The sequence below is a fragment of the Empedobacter sp. EJD.6dd genome (assembly GCF_057369435.1).
This window is the reverse complement of record NZ_CM170667.1, coordinates 400,466-426,190: the sequence shown is the minus strand read 5'-3', so window position 1 is coordinate 426,190 and position 25,725 is coordinate 400,466. Positions and strand designations below refer to the sequence as shown.

Sequence of the window (25,725 nt, the reverse complement as noted above, 5' to 3'; positions counted from 1 at the left end):
TTTTGATTTTAATTCGAGGCTGTTGTTTTGAATTTCAATTTATCTAAACCTCTTTGTACATCTTCATTTTGCATAAACAATTTCCACAATAATCCAGAGCGATAATTCTCTATCATTGGTGAAATTGTTCCTTGATCTATCGCCAAATATTTTGTAATCACTCGATCATTTTTTACATCAACCGCATCATAAGGTCCTGCAATTCCGATTAAGCTTTTGTTTTGTTTTTCGTAAATAAACTTTAAGAAATCCATTGATTCTTTCGGTGTATAAGGAAAAGATGATAATGCTGCTGTAGTTGTAATTACATTATTGTCATTTACTGGAGAATGTGCAGTATAACCTTCGGTTCCATCAGGATTGAACGTATAACTTGCCGTTAATCCCCACATGTTTTTTCCGTACTTATTGAAACTCTCCGTTTTTTGTTGATTGTATAAATAATGAATCTTTGCTTGATTTTTCACTACTTTACCATAATCAACACCGATTGCATCAACCAAATTATTTGGATTAAGTCCTATAAAAGAATATTGTGCCCAAAACAAAGGTCCTACATTTTTATCAACTCCGTTATGTTTTACAATTAATGGAACTCCATAAGCAGAATCATTCGATTTTATTTCTCCATTTCTAGTCCAACCATTGTAATACACTTCTGAATTGATAGAATGATTTGGTGAAGCCGCCGCAATAACATAAGTAATCATTGTTTCGTCAAATCCTTTTAAAGGGAAATTGATTTTCCATTCATAGTTTGGTGACCAATGCCAATACAATACATTTTCGCCACGTGTATAAAAATTGAAATCGATTTCTTTCCAAAGTTGATCTGCCAATTTAGCAACCTCTATTTCTTTCTCATTTTTAGAATCTTTGAAATACTCTTTCAAACAAATTAAACCCTGAGCAAGAAATGCAGTTTCTACCAAATCACCTCCGTTATCGTAAGTACTAAAAGCTTTTACTTTTCCTGTTTCGCCATTCAACCAATGTGGCCAAGCACCATGAAAACGATCTGCTTTTTGTAAAAATTTCAATCCTGTTAAAATTCGTTCAGTTGCTTCTTTTCTTGGTATAAATTCGCGATCAATACCAACAATTAAACTCATTAATCCAAATCCTGTTCCTCCTGTTGTAATGATGTTTGAATCATTTTCTGGATAAAAACCATCAGGATGAAAGCGTTCTCGAGCTAATTTAGAATGAGGTTCAGCAAAATCCCAAAAGTATTGAATGGTTTGTTTTTGAACTTTATCTAAAAGCTTATTTTCTTGTTTTGTTTGAGCAAAAGTACTTGCGCCACATAAAAGAGCGCAAGTAACTATTGTTTTATTTAATTTAATCATTACCAACCTGGGTTTTGAGTCATTGTTGGAGTTTGAATAATTTGTCCATTTGGAATTGGGAATAATTCGTGTTTTCCTGTAACGAAAGTTTTTCCATTTTTAGCCATCATCTCTTTAGCTTGACCTGTACGAACTAAATCAAACCAACGATCGTGCTCAAATGCTAACTCTAAACGTCTTTCATTCCAGATTTTTAAACGTAATTGATCTTTAGACATGCTTGCTACTGGAGCTAACTTTACACGTGTTCTAACACGATTAAGTGGAGTAAGAGCGTCTTGTCCAATTTCGTTCGCTGCTTCTGCTTGAATCAATAAAACTTCTGAGAAACGAATCACACGAATATTTTTATCACCATCAGCTGCATTTAAATTTGCACTAGAATATGCTTTTTCATTGTACATCGGATTTTCTACCGAAGTTGGAACTAAACGACCATCATATAAAGTTTCACCTCTAAAAATGATTGTAGCATCGCGACGAATAGCATCACCTTCCGCATTAAAAGCATCTAATAAATTTTGAGATGGAACATTGAATCCCCAGCCCCAGCCTCCAGTACCACGAGCACCTTGAGTTTCTGAATATTGTTGAACACCATGAGCAACAGCATCACCACGAGCTTGAATTTCGAAAACGGATTCTTTTCCATTTTCTGAAACAACACGCCAAGTAGTTGCATAATCACTTTCTAAATCATAAATACCAGAATTAACAACAGTTGTTGCCATATCATACGCTTGTTGATTTTTTCCTTGATATAAATATACTTTAGCCAATAATGACTGAGCTGCACCTTTTGTAGCACGACCTAAGTCTTTTGCTGCATATTCTGTTTTGAAAGGTAATTTTTGAATTGCATCTAGTAAATCAGCCTCAATATATGTATAGACTTCTGCTTTTGGTTTACGAACTGAATAACTTGCTGGAACATCTAATTCTTGAATAACAGTATCTCCAAACATACGTACTAAATAGAAGTAAGAAACAGCTCTTAAAAATTTAGCTTCTCCAATTAATCTATTTTTTTCTGCATCTGTGATTGATGATTCAGTCGTATATTTTATAGAATATGACGCTCTACCAATTGTTTTATAAAAACGTTTCCACATTGCTTCGATAGAACCTGTTGTAGAACTGTGTAATAATTCATCCAAATCACGTTTATCTCCACCATTATCTGTAGAGGAACTTCCTTTATCTGCGTTATCAGAAATCATTTCAGTAACTCCTAACCAAGAGAATGCATAATCCCAATCTGTAAACATTCCGTAAATACCATTCACATATTTTTCTGGAGATTGTGATGCTTGATCATCTATCGCTATATTTTCTTGAGAATCAACATTCAAAAAATCACTTGTACAAGAACTTAATGTTCCAATTGAAAGAATAGAAGCTAATGTTACTATTTTAAATATATTTTTTTTCATTTTTTTAAAATTTTCTAGATTAGAATTCTACGTTTAATCCAACTAAAAATGTTCTAACATTTGGATATGCAGAGAAATCCATACCTGTTGTTCCATAAGGACTTCCGTCGTAACGTTTTCCTTTTACATTATCTAAAGTTAATTCTGGTGTAAATCCTGAGTACTTCGTAATCATAAATACGTTTTGTGCACTTACATATAATCTTAGGTTTCTGATAAAATCAATTTTATCTCTAAAATTATATCCTATTGTCATGTTACTTAATTTGAAGTAATTACCTTTCTCTAAATAATAAGAAGAAGCAATTTGGTCACGTTCAGCTCCTGGATGAGAATTTGTACTACCAGCTCCTGTCCAACGATCATTGAACATATCAACAGTTATATTTTCTCCTCCTAAACGTGTGTTTTTGATACCATTGTAAATCTTATTACCACCAGCTCCATAACCACTAATCGTTAAATCGAAGTTTTTATATTCTAAACTAACATTAATTCCGTAGTTATATTTTGGAATATATGATCCCATGAATTTTTTATCACGATCATCAATAACTCCATCTCCATTTTGGTCTTTATAACGTAAATGTCCTGGACGAGCACTAGATAAATGAGCACCATTGTTAATCTCATCTTGTGTTTGCCATACACCTTCTACTTCGTACAACCAAAAAGATCCAAGAGGCTGACCAGCTTCTAAACGTTTTGCAATTTGTCCATTTCCTAAAGAACCTCCTGTCATACCTGAATATCCTGGTTTCACAGATTTAACTTCGTTTTCGTTGTAATTAAAATTTCCTCCTATCGAATATCTAAATCCTCCAGCTGTTTCATTACGATAGTTCAACGCAATTTCAAAACCTTGATTTACAACTTCAGCAGCATGGTCATAAAAATCTTTTTCGTAAGGTGATGATCCTATTTGTTTAATATTTAATATGGCATTTTTCGTTGTTTTGTTGTAGTAATCTAAACTTCCAGATAATTTACCTTTCAATAACTCGAAATCTAAACCAGCACTCCATTCATCTACAATTTCCCAAGAAATATCATAAGCAGGTGAACCGATATACGCTCCATAAATTAAATCTTGACCTGGTCCAAAAACATAATTCGCATTATCACTACCAGTCGATGTAGAAATTGTTGTGTAGTTATATGGCACATCTGCATTACCTAGACGTCCCCAACCTCCACGAAGTTTTAAGAAAGAAATTACATTACTATCTTTTAAGAATTCTTCATTAGAAATATTCCACGCGGCAGAAACTGAAGGGAAAGTTCCCCAAAATTTTTCATTTTGCTTAAATTGACTTGACCCATCTCTTCTAATAATACCAGAAACATAATATTTGTTGGCAAAATTATATTGTAAACGTGCAAAATAAGAAGCATAAGCAATTGGGGTGTAATTATTCTGATCCATTGCAGCTTTGTATTGTCCAGAAGCATGATGAGCTGACCAATATTGTTCTTTATCAGGAACATCATATACTGTGATATCTGAATATTGACCAATACCCATTTTTTCAGCAGAAACTCCTGCAACAACATTAAAAGAATGTTCTCCAAATTTACGATCAAATGTCACAAAATTTTCCCATGACCATCTAAAAGTTTCTACATTATTTAGATTTAAAGAGTTATTCATATATGTAGAACTCGCTGGATTTTTAGCTTTTAATCCTTCAAATTCTGCAGCAGTTCTAATTGGATTACCTGCAATCCATCTTTCTTTAATTGGATTAAATTCTCTGTATTTATACCAATATTTTGTTCCTCCAGCACGAGAAGTTACAGTTAAACCTTTTGCTAATTTTAGTTCAGCTTCAATATTTCCTTGAAGCGTAGTAGAATTAGCTTTTTGATTATCATAGAATAAAGTAGACATTGGATTACCATGAGAGTTCAAATTACTTGTCACCTCCCCTGGTTTTGCAACATATGTTACTTCTCCTGTAGTTGTATTAAAAATAGGTAATCCCCATCTTCCGTTATCATATCTAACTGGAACAAGAGGTGATTGACGATAAGCAACATCAAATGCTCCGTATGGTTTAGGAACTTCTCTTGAAAAAGTAGCACTAACATTTTGTTTAATTTTTAAGACTCCATCAAACAATTTGTAATCGTTATTACTACGTACAGTTGTTCTTTTAAAATTATTACCTTCTAAAATCCCTTTCTCTTCGAAATTGTTGATACTGAACATATAATTAATATTCTCCCCAGCTCCAGCCAAAGAAACATTATTGCTTATCAGTTGTCCAGTCGTTAACATTTCATCAAACCAATTCGTATTATAACGTTGATTTGTAGAAATTAAAGATCCACCTGTAGCTTTTCTTTGTTCATTAAAGTATGTTATATATTGATTAGCATCTGCCATTTCAACCATATTCATTGTATTTCTTACGCCGAAATATGAATCATAATTAACTCTAATTTTCCCTGTTTTACCACGTTTAGTTGTTACAACCACTACACCGTTTGCACCTCGAACTCCATATATAGCAGAAGATGCTGCATCTTTTAAAACATCAATTTTTTCAATGTCATTTGGATTAATATTGTTAATATTTGGAACAATTAATCCATCAACAACATACAAAGGAGCTTTACCTCCCAAAGCTGTACCCATACCACGAACTAATACAGTTGGCGTTCCACCTGGAGTATCAGTATTAATAATATTTACACCTGCAAGCTTTCCTTGTAAAGACTGCATTGCTGTAGTACTTGCAATTTGGGTAATATCTTTTGCATTTGCAGAGGAAACAGCAGATGTTAAATCTGATTTTTTTACAGAACCGTATCCAACCACAACCGCTTGATCTAGTATAATAGAATCGCTTTCGAAAGGATCTTGATACTGTATAGAATCGTTAGTAACTTGGGCATTTACACAGAAAGACCCGAGAATAAATAATGGAAAAAAATATTTTTTCATTCTATTTTAATAAATGGTTAATCCAAAAATAGAATGTTTTAACACTTGATTAACAAAGATTAAATTTAGTACATTTATATTCCGATTAACAAAAATATTAAGTATTCAATATAAAGAAATTAGCTATGTTAAATTTTTATAATGATGTAGTTATGATGTATAATTAATTCCGAAATTATAAAATATTTTAGAAGCATTTTATTATAAAATATAAACAAAATTTGCATTTCCTTATATAATCTATAACGTTATAGTAACACTAATAAAGAAATCAGTAAGATTTAGGCAAAATCTTACTTAAATTTAATTACACAACTTATAGAACTCTAAAATAATTCATATCCAATAACTTTAAAGTTGCTTCCACTCTACTATTACGTATCAAATTAGAATTTTATCGTTATTTGTACATCATTAACTAAAAAATTAATAATAGTATAGGTTGAGATTCATTTTCAAAACTATTTTTTAAAAAGACAAAACAATAAACTAAAGTTTAAAAATCTATATTACAAGTTATTAAATAAAATAAACAACTCGCTTTAAAACAAAATAAATTTTTATGGTGTTTTATATACGTTATTAAAAAACTTTTAATACTTTTACAAAACATCAATCAGATGTATTTTTTTAAACACAAAATGTAATCGATTACATTTTATATTAAATTAATTTTACAATATGATAAATTCTGAATTTAGGTATGCGCATCATCCAAAGGACGTAAAAAAATATACGACGGATGAATTAAGAGAACATTTTTTAATCCCTGATTTATTTTTAGCTGATCAAATAAAACTTGTATACTCTATGTATGATCGTTTAATAGTTGGCGGAATTTATCCTGTTAATCAAGCTTTAAAACTAGAGCCAACTAATGATTTAAAGGCAGATTATTTCTTAGCAAGAAGAGAATTAGGAATTATTAATGTAGGTGGAAAAGGAAAAGTTGTTGTTGACGGAACTACATATGAATTAAATAACAAAGAAGCTTTATATATTGGTAAAGGAAATAAAGAAATCGTTTTCGATAAAATAGATAATGAGCAACCTTTGTTCTATATCAACTCTGCTCCTGCTCATCAAACATTTCCTACCAAAAAAATAACTAAAAATGAAGCTGAAATAGTTGAACTTGGTGATTCTAAATACGCTAATAAAAGAACAATCAATAAATTAATTGTCAATAGTGTTTTAGAAACTTGTCAATTACAAATGGGTATGACCGAATTACATCCTGGTAGTGTATGGAATACAATGCCTGCACATACGCATGAAAGAAGAATGGAAGCTTATTTCTATTTCGATTTAGAAGAAGGACAAACAATTAGTCACTTCATGGGGCAACCAAATGAAACACGTCATATTTTCTTAAAAAATCATCAAGCTGTTATTTCTCCTGAATGGTCTATTCATTCGGGTGTAGGAACTTCAAATTATACTTTTATTTGGGGAATGGCCGGAGAAAATATGGATTATAGTGATATGGATGGAGTTAATACAGATGAATTAAGATAAAACAACTATGAATTTATTTGATCTATCTGGAAAAAAAGCATTAATAACTGGTGCTACACATGGACTTGGGTTAGCAATGGCAGAAGGTTTAGCACAAGCTGGTGCTGAGTTAATTATTACAAGTACAACACCTTCGAAATTAGAAGAAGCTTTACAATATTATAACGACAAAGGATATACGGCTACAGGCTATATATTTGATGTAACAGATCAGCAAAAAGCGAAAGAGCAAGTTGAACTTATTGAAAATAATCATGGACAAATTGATGTTCTTGTCAACAATGCAGGAATTATCAAACGTGTACTTGCTTTGGATATGGATGTTGAAGATTTCCGCAAAGTAATCGATGTCGATTTAGTTGGACCTTTCATTATGTCACAATTAGTTGCCAAAGGTATGATAAAGCGTAAAGCTGGTAAAATTATCAACATATGTTCGATGATGAGCGAATTAGGACGAGATAACGTATCGGCTTATGCTTCTGCAAAAGGAGGTCTTAAAATGTTGACACGAAATTTAGCAACTGAATGGGCAAAACACAATATACAAGTAAATGGAATTGGTCCTGGTTATTTTGCTACTTCTCAAACAGAACCGATTCGTGTAGATGGTAATCCATTTAACGAATTTATTATCAATAGAACACCAACTGGTCGATGGGGAAATCCTGAAGATTTGGCTGGTACAGCAGTTTTCTTAGCATCTGAAGCTAGTAATTTTGTTAATGGGCAAATTATCTACGTTGATGGTGGAATTTTAGCAACTATTGGTAAACCTGCAAACGAATAAAATCACAAACTTATATGAAATCTTTTATTACAGATACTTTTTTATTACAGAACAAATACGCAGAAGAGTTGTACTTCAACTATGCAGAAAAACTTCCAATCATAGATTACCACAATCATTTATCTCCAAAAGATATTGCAGAAAATCGTGTTTTCGAAAATATATCGAAAGTTTGGATAGCTGGAGATCATTACAAATGGCGCGCAATGCGAACATTAGGTATCAATGAAAAATACATTACTGGAGATGCCTCTGACTTAGAAAAGTTTGAAGCATGGGCGAAAACTGTTCCGCATACACTTCGAAATCCTTTGTATCATTGGACTCATTTAGAATTGAAAAGATATTTCGGAATAAATGAATTGTTAAATGAAAATAATGCGAAAGAAATTTTCGATAATACTTCTAATCAATTACAACAAGCAGATAAATCTTGTCAAGGTTTATTGAATTTAGTAAATGTAGAAACCGTTTGTACAACAGAAGATCCAACTGATACTTTAGAACACCATATTGCATTACAAAAAAGTGATTTTGCTGTAAAAGTAAGTACTGCATTTCGTCCTGATAAAGCTATTTTAATAGAAAACGAAGATTATAATTCATATATAAATAAACTTGCAGAAGTTGTTGGTTTTGAAATTAATTCTTTTCAAGAACTAAAAGATGCATTGTACAATCGAATTGAAGCGTTTAATGCAATCGGTTGCAAACTATGTGATCATGGTTTAAACAACATTTCTTATGAAGAGTTTACAGCTAATGAAATCAATTCAATATTTGAAGCAAAAAGAAATGAAAAACAATTAAATGCAAAAGAAATTGAGCAATTTAAAACAGCTTTACTCCTATTCTTAGGTGAAACGTATCATCAATTTGGTTGGATTCAACAATATCACTTAGGAGCTTTAAGGAATAATAATGCAAGAATGCATCGAGTTTTAGGACCTGATACTGGTTGGGATTCTATTGGAGATTTTAAACAAGCTGCTAATCTTTCAAAATTCTTAAACAAGTTAGATGGAAATGATAAGTTAACTAAAACGATTATATACAACTTAAATCCGGCTGATAATGAAATATTTGCAACGATGATTGGAAATTTCAATGATGGAAGCATCAAGGGAAAAGTTCAATTTGGATCAAGTTGGTGGTTTTTGGATCAAAAAGATGGTATCATCAAACAACTAAATGCTTTATCAAATATGGGGTTAATAAGTTGCTTTATTGGAATGTTGACAGACTCGAGAAGTTTCTTATCTTTCCCAAGACACGAATACTTCAGACGAGTTATTTGTAATTTATTCGGAGAAGAAATGGCAAATGGCGAGTTACCAAATGATATAGAATTAGTTGGAAAAACAATTTCTGATATCTGTTACCATAACGCAAAAGAATATTTTGATTTTTAAAAATATTTATGAGCAATAAAATATTGACATTCGGAGAAGTTATGATGAGAATTTCTCCTGCAAACCATAAAACTTTACAACAAAGTAAAGAAGTCGAATTCTTTTTTGGAGGTACAGAAATGAATGTTGCTGCTTCTTTAGCAACTTTTGGATGCGATACTCAGCATATCTCTAATGTTTCAAACGATTTCGTTGGTGAGGCAGCTATTTCATACATGAGAAGTTTAGGTATTGACGTATCATTTATTCAAAAAAATGAACATCCTTTAGGTTTATATTTTTTAGAAGTTGGTTCTGATGTTAGACCAAGTAGAATTGCTTACAATCGACTAAATGGTTCTTTTTCTATGATACAACCAAATGAAATTGATTGGGAAAAAGCATTAGAAAATTGCACTTATTTTCATTGGACAGGAATTACTCCTGGAATATCCGAAACTGCTTACCAAACATTAAAAGAAGGATTACAAATTGCTTATTCAAAAGGAATTGAAATAACTACAGATCCTGCTTACAGAAGTAATTTGTGGAATTATGGCAAAAAAGGGCAAGATGTTTTAAAAGAATTAATTGGTTTCTCTACCATTTTTATTGGTGGAGTAAATGAAATCAATGAAATTTTAGGAACAGATTTTTCTTCAGATAAAAATGATTTCATAGAAGCATCTAAAACATTAATACAAGAAATCCCTTCTATACATAAAGTATTCGATAAAATTAGAATTGGTCATAATGCGAGTTCACAAGCGACACAAGGAAGAGCTTGGGTAAATAACGAGTATTTTGAAACAGAAGAAATTCAAATCAATCATGTTGTTGATAGAATCGGAACTGGAGATGCTTTTGCTGCTGGTTTAATTTATGGCTTGATTAATCATAATGATCAATTTGCTTTAAACTTTGCGAATGCTGCATGTGCGATAAAACATACAATTTTAGGAGATACAAACTTAGCATCTGTTGAGGATATCTTAGAAGTTGTAAATGGAAATTTAGGAGGACGAATTAAACGATAAAAATGGCAAGATTTACAAGAATAGAAGTCGCTTTAAAAGCAAAAGAAACTGGAATTGTTCCTGTTTTTTACCATGAAGATATTGAGGTTTGTAAAAAAATAGTCAAAGCGTGTTATGATGGTGGTGCAAGATTGTTCGAGTTTACAAACAGAGGCGATTTTGCGCACGAAGTATTTGCAGAATTAAACAAATATGCTCGTACAGAATTACCAGAATTAATTTTAGGAATTGGTTCAATTCTAGAAGCTCCTACAGCGTCATTATATCTTCAATTGGGAGCTAATTTTATTGTTGCTCCTACTCTCAATCCAGAAGTAGCAAAAGTTTGTAACCGAAGAAAAGTTTCATGGATGCCTGGATGTGGTTCTGTTTCTGAAATCTCATACGCAGAAGAATTAGGAGCAGAAATCGTAAAAATATTTCCTGCAGGCCAAGTTGGCGGACCAGATTTTATAAAAGCTGTAAATGGACCAATGCCTTGGACTAATATTATGCCAAGTGGCGGTGTTGTGCCTACAAAAGAAAGTATTACAACTTGGATAAAAGCTGGAGCATATTGCGTAGGAATGGGATCTCAATTATTTACAAAAAATGAAAACAATCAATTTGATTATCAAGAAATAGAAAAAACTGTTCGTCAATCAATAGAAATTTTCAAAGAATTAAGTCCAAAATGAATCTAAAATACAAGTCAAAATAACAAAACAAAAACACACTAAATGAAAAACGAAACTTCCATTAAACCAACTAGTTTTAGATGGACTATTTGCAGTTTATTATTTGTTGCCACAACCATAAATTACTTAGATCGCCAGGTTTTATCATTAACGTGGAAAGATTATTTAGTTCCAGAATTTCATTGGAACAATAATGATTACGGAAATATCACTGCTCTTTTTTCGATATTTTATGCTGTAAGTATGTTATTTGCAGGTCGATTTATTGATCGAATGGGTACAAAAAAAGGCTTTCTATATGCCATCGCAATTTGGTCTATCGGAGCTTGTTTACATGCTTTTTGTGGAATTGCAACTGCTGGACTTATTACTGATAATTGGTTAATTGGATTTGCAGGAGCAAAAGAAATTTTAGAAAAAGTAAGCGATACATCTTTAATCATCTCAACAAGTGTAAGTTTATTCATCTTTGCTCGCTTAATTTTAGCAATTGGAGAAGCAGGTAACTTTCCAGGAGCGATTAAAGCTACAGCAGAATATTTTCCTAAAAAAGACAGAGCACTCGCTACTAGTATTTTCAATGCAGGAGCAACAGTTGGTGCTTTAGCTGCACCGCTTACTATTCCTTTCATTGCAAAATCTATGGGATGGGAAATGGCCTTCATTATCATTGGTGCATTAGGATTTATCTGGATGGGATTCTGGATGTATTTATACTATGAACCAAATAAACATCCAAAAGTAAATCAACTCGAATTAAATTATATTCAACAAGATGTAGAAGAAGATTCTACAGAAACAACAGAAGTTCGTAAACTTTCTTTTTCAGAATGTTTCAAATACAAACAAACATGGGCTTTCATCTTCGGTAAATTTATGACTGATGGTGTTTGGTGGTTCTATCTATTCTGGACACCTGCATATTTAAGCTCTGTTTATGGAATGGATAGTACACAAAGTGCTTTACCGCTATTTTTACTTTACATAATTACATTATTATCGATCATCGGAGGTTGGTTACCGAAATATTTTGTAGACAAAAAAAATATGAATCCTTATTCAGGAAGAATGCGTTCTATGCTAATCTTTGCTTTTTTCCCTTTATTAGCTCTGCTAGCACAACCTTTAGGTGCAACATCTTTTTGGATTCCTGTTATTATCATTGGTATTGCAGGAGCGGCTCATCAAGCATGGTCAGCAAATATTTTCTCAACCGTTGGAGATATGTTTCCTAAAAGTGCAATTGCAACAATCGTTGGTATTGGAGGAATGGCAGGTGGAATAGGTTCATTTATCATCAATAAAACCTCTGGTGTTTTGTTTGATTATTCTCATATCAACTGGACAACTATTGACGGAACTCCTTTATTAGAAAAGTATCCTCAATATCTTAATGAAAGATTACCTGATGATTTATTAATTAATTTAGAAAAATCTGGAGCTGTCATTGTAGACGGAATTAACAAAGGTTATATGATTATTTTCACTGTTTGTGGAGTTGCTTATCTAACAGCTTGGATTGTCATGAAATTATTAGTACCAAAGTATAAAGTCATAAAATAATTTACTCAAAATTAATAACTTGAAAACAAAATTAAATAAAAAACTATATAATACAGAAAATGAACTTCCTATAAAAATTATTCAATTTGGAGGTGGAAATTTTATGCGCGCTTTTACAGACTATGTAATCGATAAACTGAATAAAGATGCCAATTTTAATGCAGGAATCGCAAACATAAAAGTTACGCCTTCTGGAAGTTCATTTCATACATTCGAAGATCAAAACAATCTGTATACGTTATTCCTAAGAGGAATTAAAAAAGGAGAAATTATTGACAATCATCAAGTAATTTCTTCAATACAAAAATCAATAAATCCGTATGAAGATTATCAAGCTTTTCTAAAATTAGCAAAAGAGGATGAATTGCAGTTTGTTTTTTCGAATACAACAGAATCAGGAATTGTTTTCGATGAAAAAGAAAATAGTTTAGAAAATGCTCCTCACGAAAATTTTCCAGCAAAATTGACTGCCTTTTTGTACGAGAGGTATTTGTATTATAATGGAAGTCCTGCAAAAGGTTTAACCATTATTCCATGCGAACTGATTGAGAATAATGCTACAACATTAAAAAAGCATATTTTAGATTATGCTAAATTATGGAATTTAGAAGATGATTTTATCACTTGGATAATTACATCAAATAATTTTCATAATACATTGGTAGATAGAATTGTACCAGGATTCCCTAAAGATGATTTATCTACATATACAGATCAATTAGATTATGAAGATGAGTTAATTGTCGTTTCAGAATCTTTTCTTTTTTGGGCAATCGAAGGTGATGAAAAACTAGAAGAAAAAATTCCTTTTAAAGAAGCGAATGAACAAATTTTAATTGTCAAAGATATTCAACCTTATCGCACTTCTAAAGTTCGTATTTTAAATGGTGCTCACACAGCGATGGTTCCTTTTTCTATTATGTTAGGAATAGATACTGTAAAAAATGCAATCGATAACACAGTGTCAGGAGCTTTCATTAAGAATATTCTTTACAATGAAATTATTCCAATCTTAGATTTACCAAAAGAACAGCTTGTTACTTATACAGAAGATGTTTTTGATCGTTTCAGAAATCCTTTTATCAAGCATTATCTATCAAGTATTGCGTTAAATTCTATATCAAAATTTAAGGTACGTGTTTTACCAAGTTTAATTGATTATGTCGAAAAGTTTAACCAATTACCAAAAGGTATTACATTTTCTTTGGCTTGTTTAATTCGTTTTTATAAAGGTGAATGGAACAATGAAAAATTACCATTAAACGATGATAAAACAATTTTAGATACATTTAAAACTATTTGGGCTCAAACTGATTATCAGCAAATAAGCGAATTAGCATTAAATAATGTTGAATTTTGGGATCAAGATTTAACGAAAATTGATCAATTATCATCAGAAATTGGAAATATTCTTCAATTAATCGATGAATATGGAATCGAAAAATCATACGATCTTTATATGAATCAAACAAATTAATAGAAATGCAGAAAAAAGCGATTAAAGTAAATCCTACAGATAATGTGATTGTTGCATTAGTTGATTTAAAAGCAGATGAAACAATATTTGTTGAGGATTTAGAGTATAAAATTGTAAAGGACACCAATGCTAAACACAAATTTGCTGCTGTAGATTTTGTTTCTGGTGACACCATTACAATGTACGGTATTACGGTTGGTAAAGCAGTTTGCGATATCAAAAAAGGTGAAGTTATCACGACAGAAAATGTAAAACATCAAAGCGCTAAAGTTGATAAAAAAACTTCTACAACAGAATGGACTGCTCCTAATGTAGACAAATGGAAAGAGAAGACTTTTATGGGCTATCATCGTGAAGATGGTCAAGTTGGAACCGAAAATATTTGGTTATTTTTTCCTTTGGTATTTTGCGAAAATAGAAATGTAGAAATTCTAAAAGATATTTTCGAAAAAGAATTACTTTTCGAACAGCCTTCTAAACATCAATTGTTATTACGTTCTCTTATTCAAAATACAGAAGAAGAACAAGAAGAAACGACTGAACAGGATACAAAAGTTTTCAAAAACATAGATGTCAAATTTGTCACACATCAAGGTGGTTGTGGTGGAATTCGACAAGATGCTGAAGCATTAGGAAGATTATTAGCAGGATATGTCAACAATCCAAATGTAGCTGGAGCAACAGTTTTAAGTCTTGGTTGTCAAAACTTACAAGTTGATATTTTTAAAAAAGCTTTACATAAAATCAATCCGAACAATCAAAAACCTATCATAGTTTACGAGCAACAAAAATCGGGTACAGTTGATAATATGCTGAATGGAATTATTAAAGATTCTTACGAAGCTATTAAAAAAGCTAACGAAATTCAGCGTCAACCTGCTCCATTATCTAAGCTTGTTTTAGGATTAGAATGTGGTGGTTCTGATGGTTTTTCTGGAATTTCTGCAAACCCAACATTAGGCTATTTATCAGATATAATGGCTGCTTTAGGTGGATCAACAATTTTATCAGAATTCCCTGAATTATGTGGTGTAGAACAAGAATTGATTAACCGTTGTGTAAATGAAGAAGATGCTGAAAGATTCTTACAACTGATGCAAGATTTTGAAGCTTCTGTTGTTGCTGCGGGATCTGGATTTGACATGAATCCTTCTCCAGGAAATATAAAAGACGGATTGATTACAGATGCTATGAAATCTGCTGGTGCAGCTAAAAAAGGAGGTTCCTCTCCTATTCAAGATGTTTTAGATTATACAGAATATATTCAAAGACCTGGTTTAAATTTACTTTGTACTCCTGGAAACGATGTAGAATGTACAACTGCTTTAGTTGGAACTGGATCTAATATGGTTTTGTTTACAACAGGACTTGGTACTCCTACAGGAAACCCGGTTGCTCCTGTTGTAAAAATATCTTCGAACACAGCTTTACAAGAGAAAATGCCAGATATTATTGATTTCAATACTGGAGAAATAATTACGGGCGATAAAACAATTGAAGAAACCGCTGACGAACTTTTAGATTATATTATAAAAGTTGCAAGTGGTGAAATCAAAGTTAAAGCCCAGATTCTAAATCAAAACGATTTTATCCCTTGGAAAAGAGGTGTTTCTTTATAACTTATTTTCGTTTCGATGATTTTCGAATAAGAATTTGAGGATTTAAAACAACCTTTTTTTCTATGCTTATCCCTGAAAAATTTTCGTTCATATATTCTAAGAATACTTGGGCGGAAATTTTTCCCATTACATCTGGAGTCTGATCAACACTACTTATTGGTAATTCCATAAATTGCGTAAACGGTTCATTACTAAAACCTATTATCGAAACATCTTCTGGAATACTAATATTTTTTTTCTTCAATTGTTGACATGCACCCAAAGCGGCATAATCACTGGCAGAAAAAATTCCATCTGGTGGTGAATTCAATTCCCAAAGTTTCTTTACTGCTTCTACTCCATCTTCGGTCGAACTTTTAATTGGAATAACGTAATCTTTTTTAAATGGTAATTTATGATCTTTCAATGCATCAATATATCCATTGTAACGATTTTGATAAATTTCTAATCGTAAATCTCCAGATAAATGACAAATTTTTCGACAACCTTGTTTTATCAAATGTTCTGTAGCTAAATACCCTCCTTTATAATCATCAATTGTTACGGTGCTTATACCAGAAATATCTTTTTTACGGTCAAAGAAAATAACAGGTGTATTAGATTCTTTTGCAACTTCTATGTGCGATGTATCTTCTGTTGTTTTAGAAACTGACATAAAAATCCCATCTACTTGAGCATTTAAAAGCGTATTAAGTTGTTTTTTTTCTAAATCAACATCTTCGTGACTTTGGCAAATAATAACATGATAACCATGAGGAGACAGCTCTTCCTCTATCCCTCTAATCACAGACGAAAAGAAAGTAGTATTGATATATGGTACAATAATTCCAATGTTATGAGTTTTTCCACTTTTTAAAGCTTGAGCCAAAGTATTTTGCTTATAATTTAACTCTTTAGCAGTCTTCATCACCAACTCTTTCGTCTTTTGACTAATCTTTGGATGATTATTTAAAGCTCGAGAAACCGTTGCTGCACTAATATTTAATTGCTCAGAAATATCATATATCGTAGCACTTTTTTTCATATAAATAGGTAAAGTTTAATTCGTTATAAAAAATTATCAGGTAAATATATACTAATTCTTAATATAGTATTTTAATAATGTACTTGTTACAACAACTAATTTAAAATATTATCATATCTTATAGTATCTGTAATCGATTACAAATATACTTTATTTCTTGTTAAAATTCTCAACTATAAATTTGATCTCCATAAAAATAAAATAAAACTGCACAAACAATGGCTTAAATAGTATTCTTACTTCCATATTCAAAGTTAAATGTATTTTTTTTAAGATTTTTTTAAATAAAAATTGAAAAGAATAAAAATTAATTATATTTTAGTGTCTACAATACACTATAAATTAAAATTTAAAGCAATCGATTACATTATATATTGTGTAAAAGTTTCATTATATCAATAAAAACAGTTCATTATTTACTATAATGCAATCGATAACACTATTTATTAATAATACATTTTATACATGAATTAACACTTTTTTTAAATCAAAACACAAAAAAACACTTTATGAAGAAGTCTAAAATATCGTTGCTTTCCTTATTACTCCTACCAATTGCTGCTTTTGCTCAGGATAATAAAACAGTTTCTGGGATTATTAAATCAACCGAAAACGGAACACCATTAGTTGGTGTAGAAATTTATGTAGATGGAACATCGTATGAAACAACCACAGATGAAAATGGTTTTTACGAAATAGAAGTTCCTGAGGATGCAATTCTTACTATTAATTATGATGGTTTCAACACCATTGAAATTCCAATAAAAACAACACAAGATTTTAATATTGCATTATCTCCCAATGATATTGAAAATGAAAACAAATCACTCGACGAGGTCGTTATTATTGGTTATGGAAAAGCAAGAAAATCTGATTTAACTGGATCCGTTGGTGTTATTGACGCTTCTAAACTAACAGAAAGAAGCATGACAAACCCTATGGAAGCAATGCAAGGAAATGTACCTGGTGTGCAAATTTCTACTTCTACAGGTCGAATTGGTGATGGATACAATATTGTAATTAGAGGTAACAACTCGATGAATACAGATGCCAAACCGCTTTTTGTAGTAGATGGCGTTTCTACATCAGATATTGATTTTTTAAATCCACAAGATATTGCCCGAATTGACATTCTAAAAGACGCTTCTTCTACAGCCATTTACGGATCAAGGGGTTCTAATGGAGTTGTTATTGTTACAACTAAAAATGGTAGTTCTGCCAAAGGAAAATTTACGATTTCTTATGATACTTATTATGGTGTAAAAGATGTTGCACGTCTACCTAAAATGATGGATGGTGAGAAGTGGTGGTATTATCATCAATCTGCATACCTTGCAACAGCTGGAAAAGATAAAATTACTGGACAAGTTTCTCCGGAAACACTTTACACTGCAGTTGTAGGAACTCGAAATACTGAACTATTAAGACGCGTGAATGCAAACGAAACGTTTGATTGGTTTGATGCCGTTCTAAGAACAGGTATAACTCAAAATAATTTTGTTAATCTATCTGGTAGATCAGAGAATGGAATTGGTTACAACATTGGTCTTGGTGCTCAAAAGGAAAAAGGAAATTTGCAAAATGAGGCGTTAGACAAATACTCAGTCAATCTTGGTGCAGATCATAAAATTAATGACAAATTCTCTGTCGGAATTAATCTTAATGTCGCATTAACTGAACAACAAGATGGATCTGATATTGCAATGCAAGAGGCTTTTCGATTAAATCCTTTCCTTAACCCGTATCAATATGAAAGCTCTGAACTCGCTCCATTACCTGGTAAATTAACAAATCAACAAGGAGTTTTTATTATCGATAAAACATCTACATACAATCCTTTATTAGAAATTAGAAATACAATAAATGAAACACGTAGATGGAATGGAATTGGAAATTTCTTTTTTGAATATCGTGCATTAGACTGGTTATCACTTAAAACAACCTATTCTGCTAATTATGATACAAGACGTAAAGGTGAATCTTGGGGTGCTTTGACATCTGTAGGAGCAAGCAACAACAATTTATCTTCAGCGCAAATCAATAAATCAGAACGATTTAATTATACATGGGACAATCAAGTTAATGCTAATTTCAAGATTAACAACATTCATCAATTCAATATTTTAGCTTTACAAAGTATTTACCAAAGCAGATACGAATCTACTTTACTTAGCTCTAGAAATATTCCTTTTGATACTGGTTATCATAACATTGGTTCTGGAACACAAGATTCATACAATGTTGGTTCTAATTACATCAAACAATCACTTGCTTCTTACGCTTTACGAGCAAACTATTCCTTATTAGACAAATATTTATTTACAGTTTCTGTGCGTTGGGATGGTTCTTCTTTACTTTCTAAAGGAAATCAATGGGATAGTTTTCCTTCTGCAGCTGTTGCGTGGAAAATTAATAACGAAGAATTCTTAAAATCAAGTAAAGTTGTTACTGAATTAAAGCTACGTGCAAGTTGGGGGTATACGGGAAATAATATTATCGAACCATATTCTACGACCAATCTTTTGACGGAACAATATTTTTACGACTACAATGGAACAGTTGCTAATGGCTGGTTACCAGGGAAAATTGCTAATCCATATTTAACATGGGAAAAAACTAGAGAGTTTAACATTGGATTAGACTTTGGTTTTATTAAAAATCGTATTACAGGATCTATTGATGTCTATGATAAATTGTCAGATGATCTCTTAATGAGACAACAATTACCTTACGAAACTGGTTGGACGTACATTAACGGAAATATTGGATCTGTAAGCAACAAAGGTATTGAAGCTGCTTTAACAGCTAAAATCATTCAAACAAATAAGGTAAGTTGGGAAACTACGTTTACTTTCTCTAAAAACGTCAACAAAATCAAATCAATTTATGGGCAAAACGAAGTCGATGATATCGGAAACAACTTATTTATAGGCGAATCAATTAATTCATATTATAATTATGTTTTTGACGGAGTTTGGCAACCAGATCAAGAAGCTGAAGCTAAAAAATATGGACAAACTGTTGGTCAAGCTAGAGTAAAAGACATAAATGGAGATGGAAAAATAACAACTGATGATCGTGTTATTTTAGGATCTTCTGATCCAGATTGGTCTGGAAGTATTTTTACAACACTAAAAGTAGGTCAATTTGATTTATCAGCTTCATTAATTACAAATCAAGGTGTTTTAGCCTATTCTCCTTTTCACGAAAATTTCACAAACGTCTATGATAGAGGACGATCAAAAATTGATATGGATTGGTTTGTACCAACAAATCAAGCAGGTTTACCTTCTCAATTTTCAAACACAGCTCCGCAACCTTACAATGAAGGAACATATTGGAGAAACAACAAAGTTGGTTATTACAGAGATGCATCATTTGTAAAAGTGAAAAACATTGCATTAGGATACACTTTTGATAAAAACACTTTATCAAAAATAGGATTATTCAACTCTTTGAGAATATATGCGAATGTTATCAATCCATTTGTTTTTACAAAATATGATGGTTACGATCCAGAATGGGCTACAGCGAACTTTGGTGTTGGAAGAGTAAGTTCTGTAACTTATCAATTAGGATTAAACGTTAAATTTTAAAATTATTTGAAAATGAAAAAAATAGCTATATTATTATTCGCCTTAAGTATATCATATTCGTGTAGTGATTTTTTAGAAGAAGAAAATCTTTCAAATGTATCTGCAGAACAATATTATACAACCGCTGATGGTTTCACTTCTTTAGTGAATGCTAATTATGCACAACTAAAAAATATCTATGGAAAAGAACCTTGGCTTTTCGTTGCTGGTACAGATTTATATGCAAGAGGTCGTACGGCAGAACCACCTGGATTAAGTCAATATACAGATCTAAACGGCTCATCTGAGGGCGTAGATCAACTATACAAATCATGTTATACAGCTATACAAACTGCAAATATGGCATTGTATTATTCAGATAAAACAGCAAATTCATCTAATCTTCCAAAACAAATTGGTGAATTAAAATACCTGAGAGCAAATTCTTTCTTTCTACTGGTTCAAACTTATGGAGATGTAAGTCTAGTTACAGAATACATCAATACACCTCAATTAAATTTTGAACGCACATCTACACAAGAAGTGTATCAATTTATAATTAAAGAATTAGAAGATGCATTAAAACTAGTTGGAAATACAGCTTATACTGGACATGTCAATAAGAAAGCTGTACAACATTTACTAGCTCAAGTACATCTAACTCGTGGGTACGAAAAATTTGGTTCAACAGATGATTTTACTTTAGCAGCACAATATGCAGACGCAGCAATTGGAGGTCAAGCACTTTCATTATCCTTTGAACAATTATGGAAGCCTGGAAATGAAATCAATAACGAAACAATTTTTTCTGTTCAATATAGTGCTGCATCTGCAAGTACTGATCCTTTTAACTTAGGTCATGCACAAAGCAGTTATTTCGGTCCATACCATGGTGGTTCGGAAGTAGCAGGAAAAGCTCCTTATCGTACATATAGCTTATGCCCTACTCAATTCGCAATGGATTTGTATACACAAGATGACAGCAGATACCAAGCAACTTTTATGAGCGAAGTATATGAACGCTATTTTGATTACTTCGATGTAAGCGACCATAATTCTTTAACTGTTAAACATTATTATGAACCAAAATGGTTTGCAAATAATGCAGCTTATAAAGCGACTTATTTAGCGAATCATCCAGGAGTTGAATATCATAATTACGGGACATATGGAGCAGAACATAATCCAAGCGCTGATTACCAAACTATTCCTGTAAAGAAATTTGATGATCCATCTGCTCCTTTCGGAAAATTTACGAACACAAGAGATATTATCTTATCAAGATTAGCAGACACCTATTTAATATCAGCTGAAGCATATTTAAATCTTGGAAATTCTACAACAGGATTACAACGTCTAAATGAAGTTAGAAGAAGAGCTGGTGTTACTCCTATTAATGCTGGTCAATTTAACATCGACTTTATTCTTGATGAAAGAGCAAGAGAAATGTTAGGTGAATATAATCGCTGGTTTGATTTGAAACGAACAGGAAAATTAGTAGAAAGAGCTTCTAAACATAACTTTTTGATAAAACAATCAAATTTTAATGGTAACAATGGTGAATTAAAAATCTTGAGACCAATCCCACAAAATGCTTTAGATCTAAATCAAAATCCAAATTTTAAACAAAACCCTGCATACTTATAGTTAATTACTATTAAATTTCTTCTCATTTATAAAATATGTTCCTTAATAAAGGAACATATTTTTTTATAATTATATATTGTATCCTATACAATATTTAAACACTCAGTAATCGATTACAAATAAAGTTCCTTCAATCACATTATTTACAATTATGCTAAATAATTATATTTTCATTAGATTAGTTAAATTATAAATCCAAAGTTTTGAGCAAGAAGTAATCATTTATAAAACTAATTAACAGATGTTTACATGTTTTTTAATATTTATTGTTTTTTTATTAAATAATATTTTTATTTTTAAAAAATAGTTTTAATTTAGTGTCCTCTGTACACCTATATGTTTAATATTGCAATCGATTACATTAATTAATAAAAAAATAAGCTAGTAAAAAGATTATTGACTAACATATACTATAGAAATACAAAACCACACACATGAGGATATCAAAAATTAAATTATTCACGCTTTTGCTTCTACCAATTGCGAGTTTTGCGCAAGAGGAAATAAAAGTCTCTGGAACAGTTAAATCATCTATTGATAATTCTCCGCTTACTGGAGTAGATATTTATGTAGATGGAACTACTTATGAAACAATTACGGATGAAAATGGTTTTTATGAAATCGTTGTTCCTGATAATTCTACATTAACCATTACTTATGATGGTTACGAAATACAAACTATTCCGGTAAACAAAAAAGGTAATATTGACATTACATTAAGAGACCAAGTTGCAACGGAACGTCAGAATTTGAATGAAGTTGTTGTAATTGGATATAGCACTGTTAGTCGAGAGGAGTTGACAGGTGCTGTATCGAGTATCAATTCTGATCAAATAAAAGATATGGCAGTTAATTCTGCTGCTGAAGCAATTCAAGGTCGTTTAGCAGGTGTACAAGTAGGTGTTTCTGAAGGCGCTCCTGGCTCTGAGGTAAGTATTAGAGTTCGTGGAGGTACATCGATTACACAAGATAATAGTCCCTTATATATTGTAGATGGAATACAAGTAGAAAATGCATTATCTATTTTATCTCCACAAGAAATTGCAAGTATAGATGTCTTAAAAGATGCTGCTTCTACTGCTATATATGGTGCTCGTGGAGCAAATGGAGTTATTTTAATTACAACAAAAAGTGGTTTCAATCTTCCTACACAAATCACCTATTCAAATTATACAGGATTCAGAGAAATTCAAAATAAACTTGATGTCATGTCACCTTACGAATTCGTAAGAAATCAATACGAATTATATAACTTAGGCGGCGATGAGCAATCAGCAAATGCTTTCAGAAATAGATATGGTGAATTTAAAGATTTAGATATCTACAAAAGCATGGAAGCCAAAGATTGGCAAGACGAAGTTTTTGGTCGAAAGGCCTTTTCTCAAAATCATAATATTTCTGTTGTAGGCGGTAATAAATCAACCGATTACAGTTTAAATTTAAATTACCTAAATGAAGATGGAATTATGATTAATTCTGGCTACAAAAGACATTTGGCTAATTTTAAAATGAATCATAAAGTTAGTGACAAAGTAAAAGTAGGTATTAACTTTAGATACAGCAAAGATGTTGTAGAAGGAAGTGGAACGTCTAATACAGGATCTCAAAGTAACAACAAATTAAGAAATACAGTTCGTTATCAGCCTTTTGTTGGAGCTGGAAACGAATCATTTGTAGACTTTTTTGATCCAGATTACTTTGCTCAAACAAACCTTACAAGCCCTGTCTTACTTGCTAACAATGAAGTTAGAGAAGACGAAAGACAAAATCTATTTATGAATGGATATTTTCAGTGGGAAATTGTAAAAGGGCTGACATTTAAATCTGTTTTTGGTTATGTACAAAATGATCGTCAAGACAACTATTTCTATGGAAATATTACAAATGTTGCTCGTTCAAATGCTAACTTACCAGTTGTAGATATGCGTGGTTATAAAAGTCAAAGAATTTCTAATTCCAACACTTTAAACTATACACCAAAACTTGGCGCTTTACATAAATTGAATGTAATGATTGGACAAGAAATTGTAAAAACAGACGGTAGTTCTGATAGAGCATATATCAAATGGTTACCTAAAAACATTACCGCAGAACAAGCTTTTGGAAATACACAAAGTGCAGTTCCTCCTACAGGAATGGTACAAGACCCATACACAACTGTTATAACTGCTCCTGATCGTTTAGCTTCATTTTTTGGACAAGCAAACTATGCTTTCGATAAAAAATATATGTTAACATTAACACTACGTGCTGATGGTTCTAGTGTTTTTGCTCCAGGTAATAGATGGGGATATTTTCCATCAGCTTCTTTCGCTTGGAATATGAGTAGAGAAAATTTCTTGAAAAATTCTTCTTGGGTGAATGAATTAAAATTACGTTTAAGTTATGGTACATCAGGAAACAATCGAATCGAGCCTTTATTATACAGTACATTCTTTAATAGTTCTAGTAACTGGGGTTATTCTTTTGATAATGCGGTTGTTCCTGGTTTAGCGCCAAATGAGCGTTTATCAAATGAAAATACAAAATGGGAAAGAACAATCTCTAAAAATATTGGTTTAGATTATAGTTTATTTAACAAAAGAATTTACGGATCTATTGATGCCTATATTACCAACACAAAAGATTTATTATTATTAGCTAAAGTGCCTCAAACAGGAGGATATGAATACCAATATCAAAATTCTGGAGAAACAGAAAATAAAGGTATTGAGTTTACTTTAGGTGCTGATATCGTGAAGAAAGGTGATTTTAAATGGAATGTAAACTTCAATATTTCTCATAACGAAAATATCATCAAATCTTTAGGAAAAGATGTTACTGGAGAAGGTTTACAATATTATTATCAATCTTCAGGTTGGGTAAATAGTATTCAAGATTTTAAAGTTGAAATCGGAAAGCCTATTGGTCAATTCTATGGATATGTTTATGACGGATGGTATAAAGTAGAAGATTTTAATTACAATCCTTCAACAAGACAATACACTTTAAAAGATGGTGTTCCAAATGGGTCTGCAGCTGCTTTAGGAGCTAAAGGTCCAAAACCTGGGGATTTAAAATTAAAAGATTTAAATAACGATGGTATTATCGATGACAAAGACAAAACTGTTTTAGGTAATTCTCAAGCTAAATTTTACGGAGGATTTAATCAACAATTTCAATATAAGAATATTGATTTGAGCTTATTCTTTACATTTTCTGTTGGAAATAAAGTATATAATGCCAATAGAATGGAGTTTACAACGCATTATCAGTACAAAGACAACAATATGTTGAAAGAAGTTGCTGGTGCTTGGCGTAATTTTGATGACAACGGAAACCGTGTTTATGATCCAGAACAATTATCAGCACTTAACGCAAATGCTACTTTTTGGTCGCCATCAACTGGGAATTACATCTTACATTCTTATGCGATAGAAGACGGTTCTTACTTAAAATTAAGCAACCTAACAATTGGTTATTCATTACCAGAATCTATGTTAGCTAAAACAAAATTCATTAGCAAATTTAGAGTCTACGCAACTACGAATAATTTATTTACAATTACAGGTTATTCTGGATATGATCCGGAAGCAAATACAAGAAGAACAAGCCCACTTACACCAGGTGTAGATTATGCGGCATATCCAAGAAGTAGATTTTTCTTAGCAGGTATCAATGTTTCTTTTTAATCCT

Annotated in this window: 15 protein-coding genes; 11 read left to right on the top strand and 4 right to left on the bottom strand. The window is 31.6% G+C overall.

From position 1 onward, the window contains the following. Window positions 1–8: 8 nt before the first annotated feature. From AC2I98_RS01935 to AC2I98_RS01925, 3 genes are read right to left on the bottom strand one after another with little or no spacing between them, the layout of a single operon-like run. Window positions 9–1,349: a glucoamylase family protein gene (locus tag AC2I98_RS01935; RefSeq protein ID WP_486412949.1), complete on the bottom strand. Its 1,341-nt coding sequence runs from the start codon at window positions 1,347–1,349 to the stop codon at window positions 9–11. Next, the gene (locus AC2I98_RS01930; RefSeq protein ID WP_486412948.1) at window positions 1,349–2,782 is read right to left on the bottom strand and encodes a RagB/SusD family nutrient uptake outer membrane protein; all 1,434 of its coding nucleotides are present in this window, start codon (window positions 2,780–2,782) and stop codon (window positions 1,349–1,351) included. Before AC2I98_RS01930 ends, AC2I98_RS01935 begins: the two co-directional genes overlap by 1 nt. 19 nt (window positions 2,783–2,801) lie before the next feature. Continuing rightward, the gene (locus AC2I98_RS01925) at window positions 2,802–5,732 is read right to left on the bottom strand and encodes a SusC/RagA family TonB-linked outer membrane protein (protein ID WP_486412947.1); all 2,931 of its coding nucleotides are present in this window, start codon (window positions 5,730–5,732) and stop codon (window positions 2,802–2,804) included. 681 nt (window positions 5,733–6,413) lie between these two features. Here AC2I98_RS01925 and kduI point away from each other — a divergent pair. The 8 genes from kduI to AC2I98_RS01885 are packed head-to-tail and all read left to right on the top strand — an operon-like array spanning window position 6,414 to window position 15,804. After that, window positions 6,414–7,250 carry a 5-dehydro-4-deoxy-D-glucuronate isomerase gene (gene kduI, locus AC2I98_RS01920; RefSeq protein ID WP_486412946.1) on the top strand — a complete coding sequence of 279 codons (837 nt, stop codon included), beginning with the start codon at window positions 6,414–6,416 and terminating at the stop codon, window positions 7,248–7,250. 7 nt (window positions 7,251–7,257) lie between these two features. Further along, a complete protein-coding gene (locus AC2I98_RS01915; protein ID WP_486412945.1) occupies window positions 7,258–8,040 on the top strand; it encodes a gluconate 5-dehydrogenase in 783 nt (260 codons plus the stop codon). A 14-nt stretch (window positions 8,041–8,054) separates the two neighbouring features. Continuing rightward, window positions 8,055–9,452, top strand: coding sequence for a glucuronate isomerase (uxaC, locus tag AC2I98_RS01910; protein WP_486412944.1), 1,398 nt, complete (start codon window positions 8,055–8,057; stop codon window positions 9,450–9,452). An 8-nt stretch (window positions 9,453–9,460) separates the two neighbouring features. Next, window positions 9,461–10,468 carry a sugar kinase gene (locus tag AC2I98_RS01905; protein ID WP_486412943.1) on the top strand — a complete coding sequence of 336 codons (1,008 nt, stop codon included), beginning with the start codon at window positions 9,461–9,463 and terminating at the stop codon, window positions 10,466–10,468. Window positions 10,469–10,470: 2 nt separating this feature from the next. Then, window positions 10,471–11,145: a bifunctional 4-hydroxy-2-oxoglutarate aldolase/2-dehydro-3-deoxy-phosphogluconate aldolase gene (locus tag AC2I98_RS01900; protein WP_486412942.1), complete on the top strand. Its 675-nt coding sequence runs from the start codon at window positions 10,471–10,473 to the stop codon at window positions 11,143–11,145. Window positions 11,146–11,187: 42 nt separating this feature from the next. Further along, the gene (locus tag AC2I98_RS01895; RefSeq protein WP_486412941.1) at window positions 11,188–12,708 is read left to right on the top strand and encodes an MFS transporter; all 1,521 of its coding nucleotides are present in this window, start codon (window positions 11,188–11,190) and stop codon (window positions 12,706–12,708) included. 19 nt (window positions 12,709–12,727) lie between these two features. Further along, window positions 12,728–14,185 carry a tagaturonate reductase gene (locus AC2I98_RS01890; protein ID WP_486412940.1) on the top strand — a complete coding sequence of 486 codons (1,458 nt, stop codon included), beginning with the start codon at window positions 12,728–12,730 and terminating at the stop codon, window positions 14,183–14,185. Between the two features lie 5 nt (window positions 14,186–14,190). Beyond that, a complete protein-coding gene (locus AC2I98_RS01885) occupies window positions 14,191–15,804 on the top strand; it encodes a UxaA family hydrolase (protein ID WP_486412939.1) in 1,614 nt (537 codons plus the stop codon). Window position 15,805: 1 nt separating this feature from the next. Here the strand turns inward: AC2I98_RS01885 and AC2I98_RS01880 are convergent, their stop codons facing one another. After that, window positions 15,806–16,828, bottom strand: coding sequence for a LacI family DNA-binding transcriptional regulator (locus AC2I98_RS01880; RefSeq protein ID WP_486412938.1), 1,023 nt, complete (start codon window positions 16,826–16,828; stop codon window positions 15,806–15,808). A 509-nt stretch (window positions 16,829–17,337) separates the two neighbouring features. Here AC2I98_RS01880 and AC2I98_RS01875 point away from each other — a divergent pair. The 3 genes from AC2I98_RS01875 (at window position 17,338) to AC2I98_RS01865 (ending at window position 25,721) form a co-directional block, all read left to right on the top strand. Further along, complete coding sequence (locus AC2I98_RS01875) at window positions 17,338–20,424, top strand: SusC/RagA family TonB-linked outer membrane protein (protein WP_486412937.1); 3,087 nt, start codon at window positions 17,338–17,340, stop codon at window positions 20,422–20,424. A 12-nt stretch (window positions 20,425–20,436) separates the two neighbouring features. After that, on the top strand, window positions 20,437–22,050 hold the full coding sequence (locus AC2I98_RS01870) for a RagB/SusD family nutrient uptake outer membrane protein (RefSeq protein ID WP_486412936.1): 1,614 nt from the start codon (window positions 20,437–20,439) through the stop codon (window positions 22,048–22,050). Between the two features lie 434 nt (window positions 22,051–22,484). Beyond that, window positions 22,485–25,721: a SusC/RagA family TonB-linked outer membrane protein gene (locus AC2I98_RS01865; protein ID WP_486412935.1), complete on the top strand. Its 3,237-nt coding sequence runs from the start codon at window positions 22,485–22,487 to the stop codon at window positions 25,719–25,721. The last annotated feature ends 4 nt before the right edge of the window (window positions 25,722–25,725 follow it).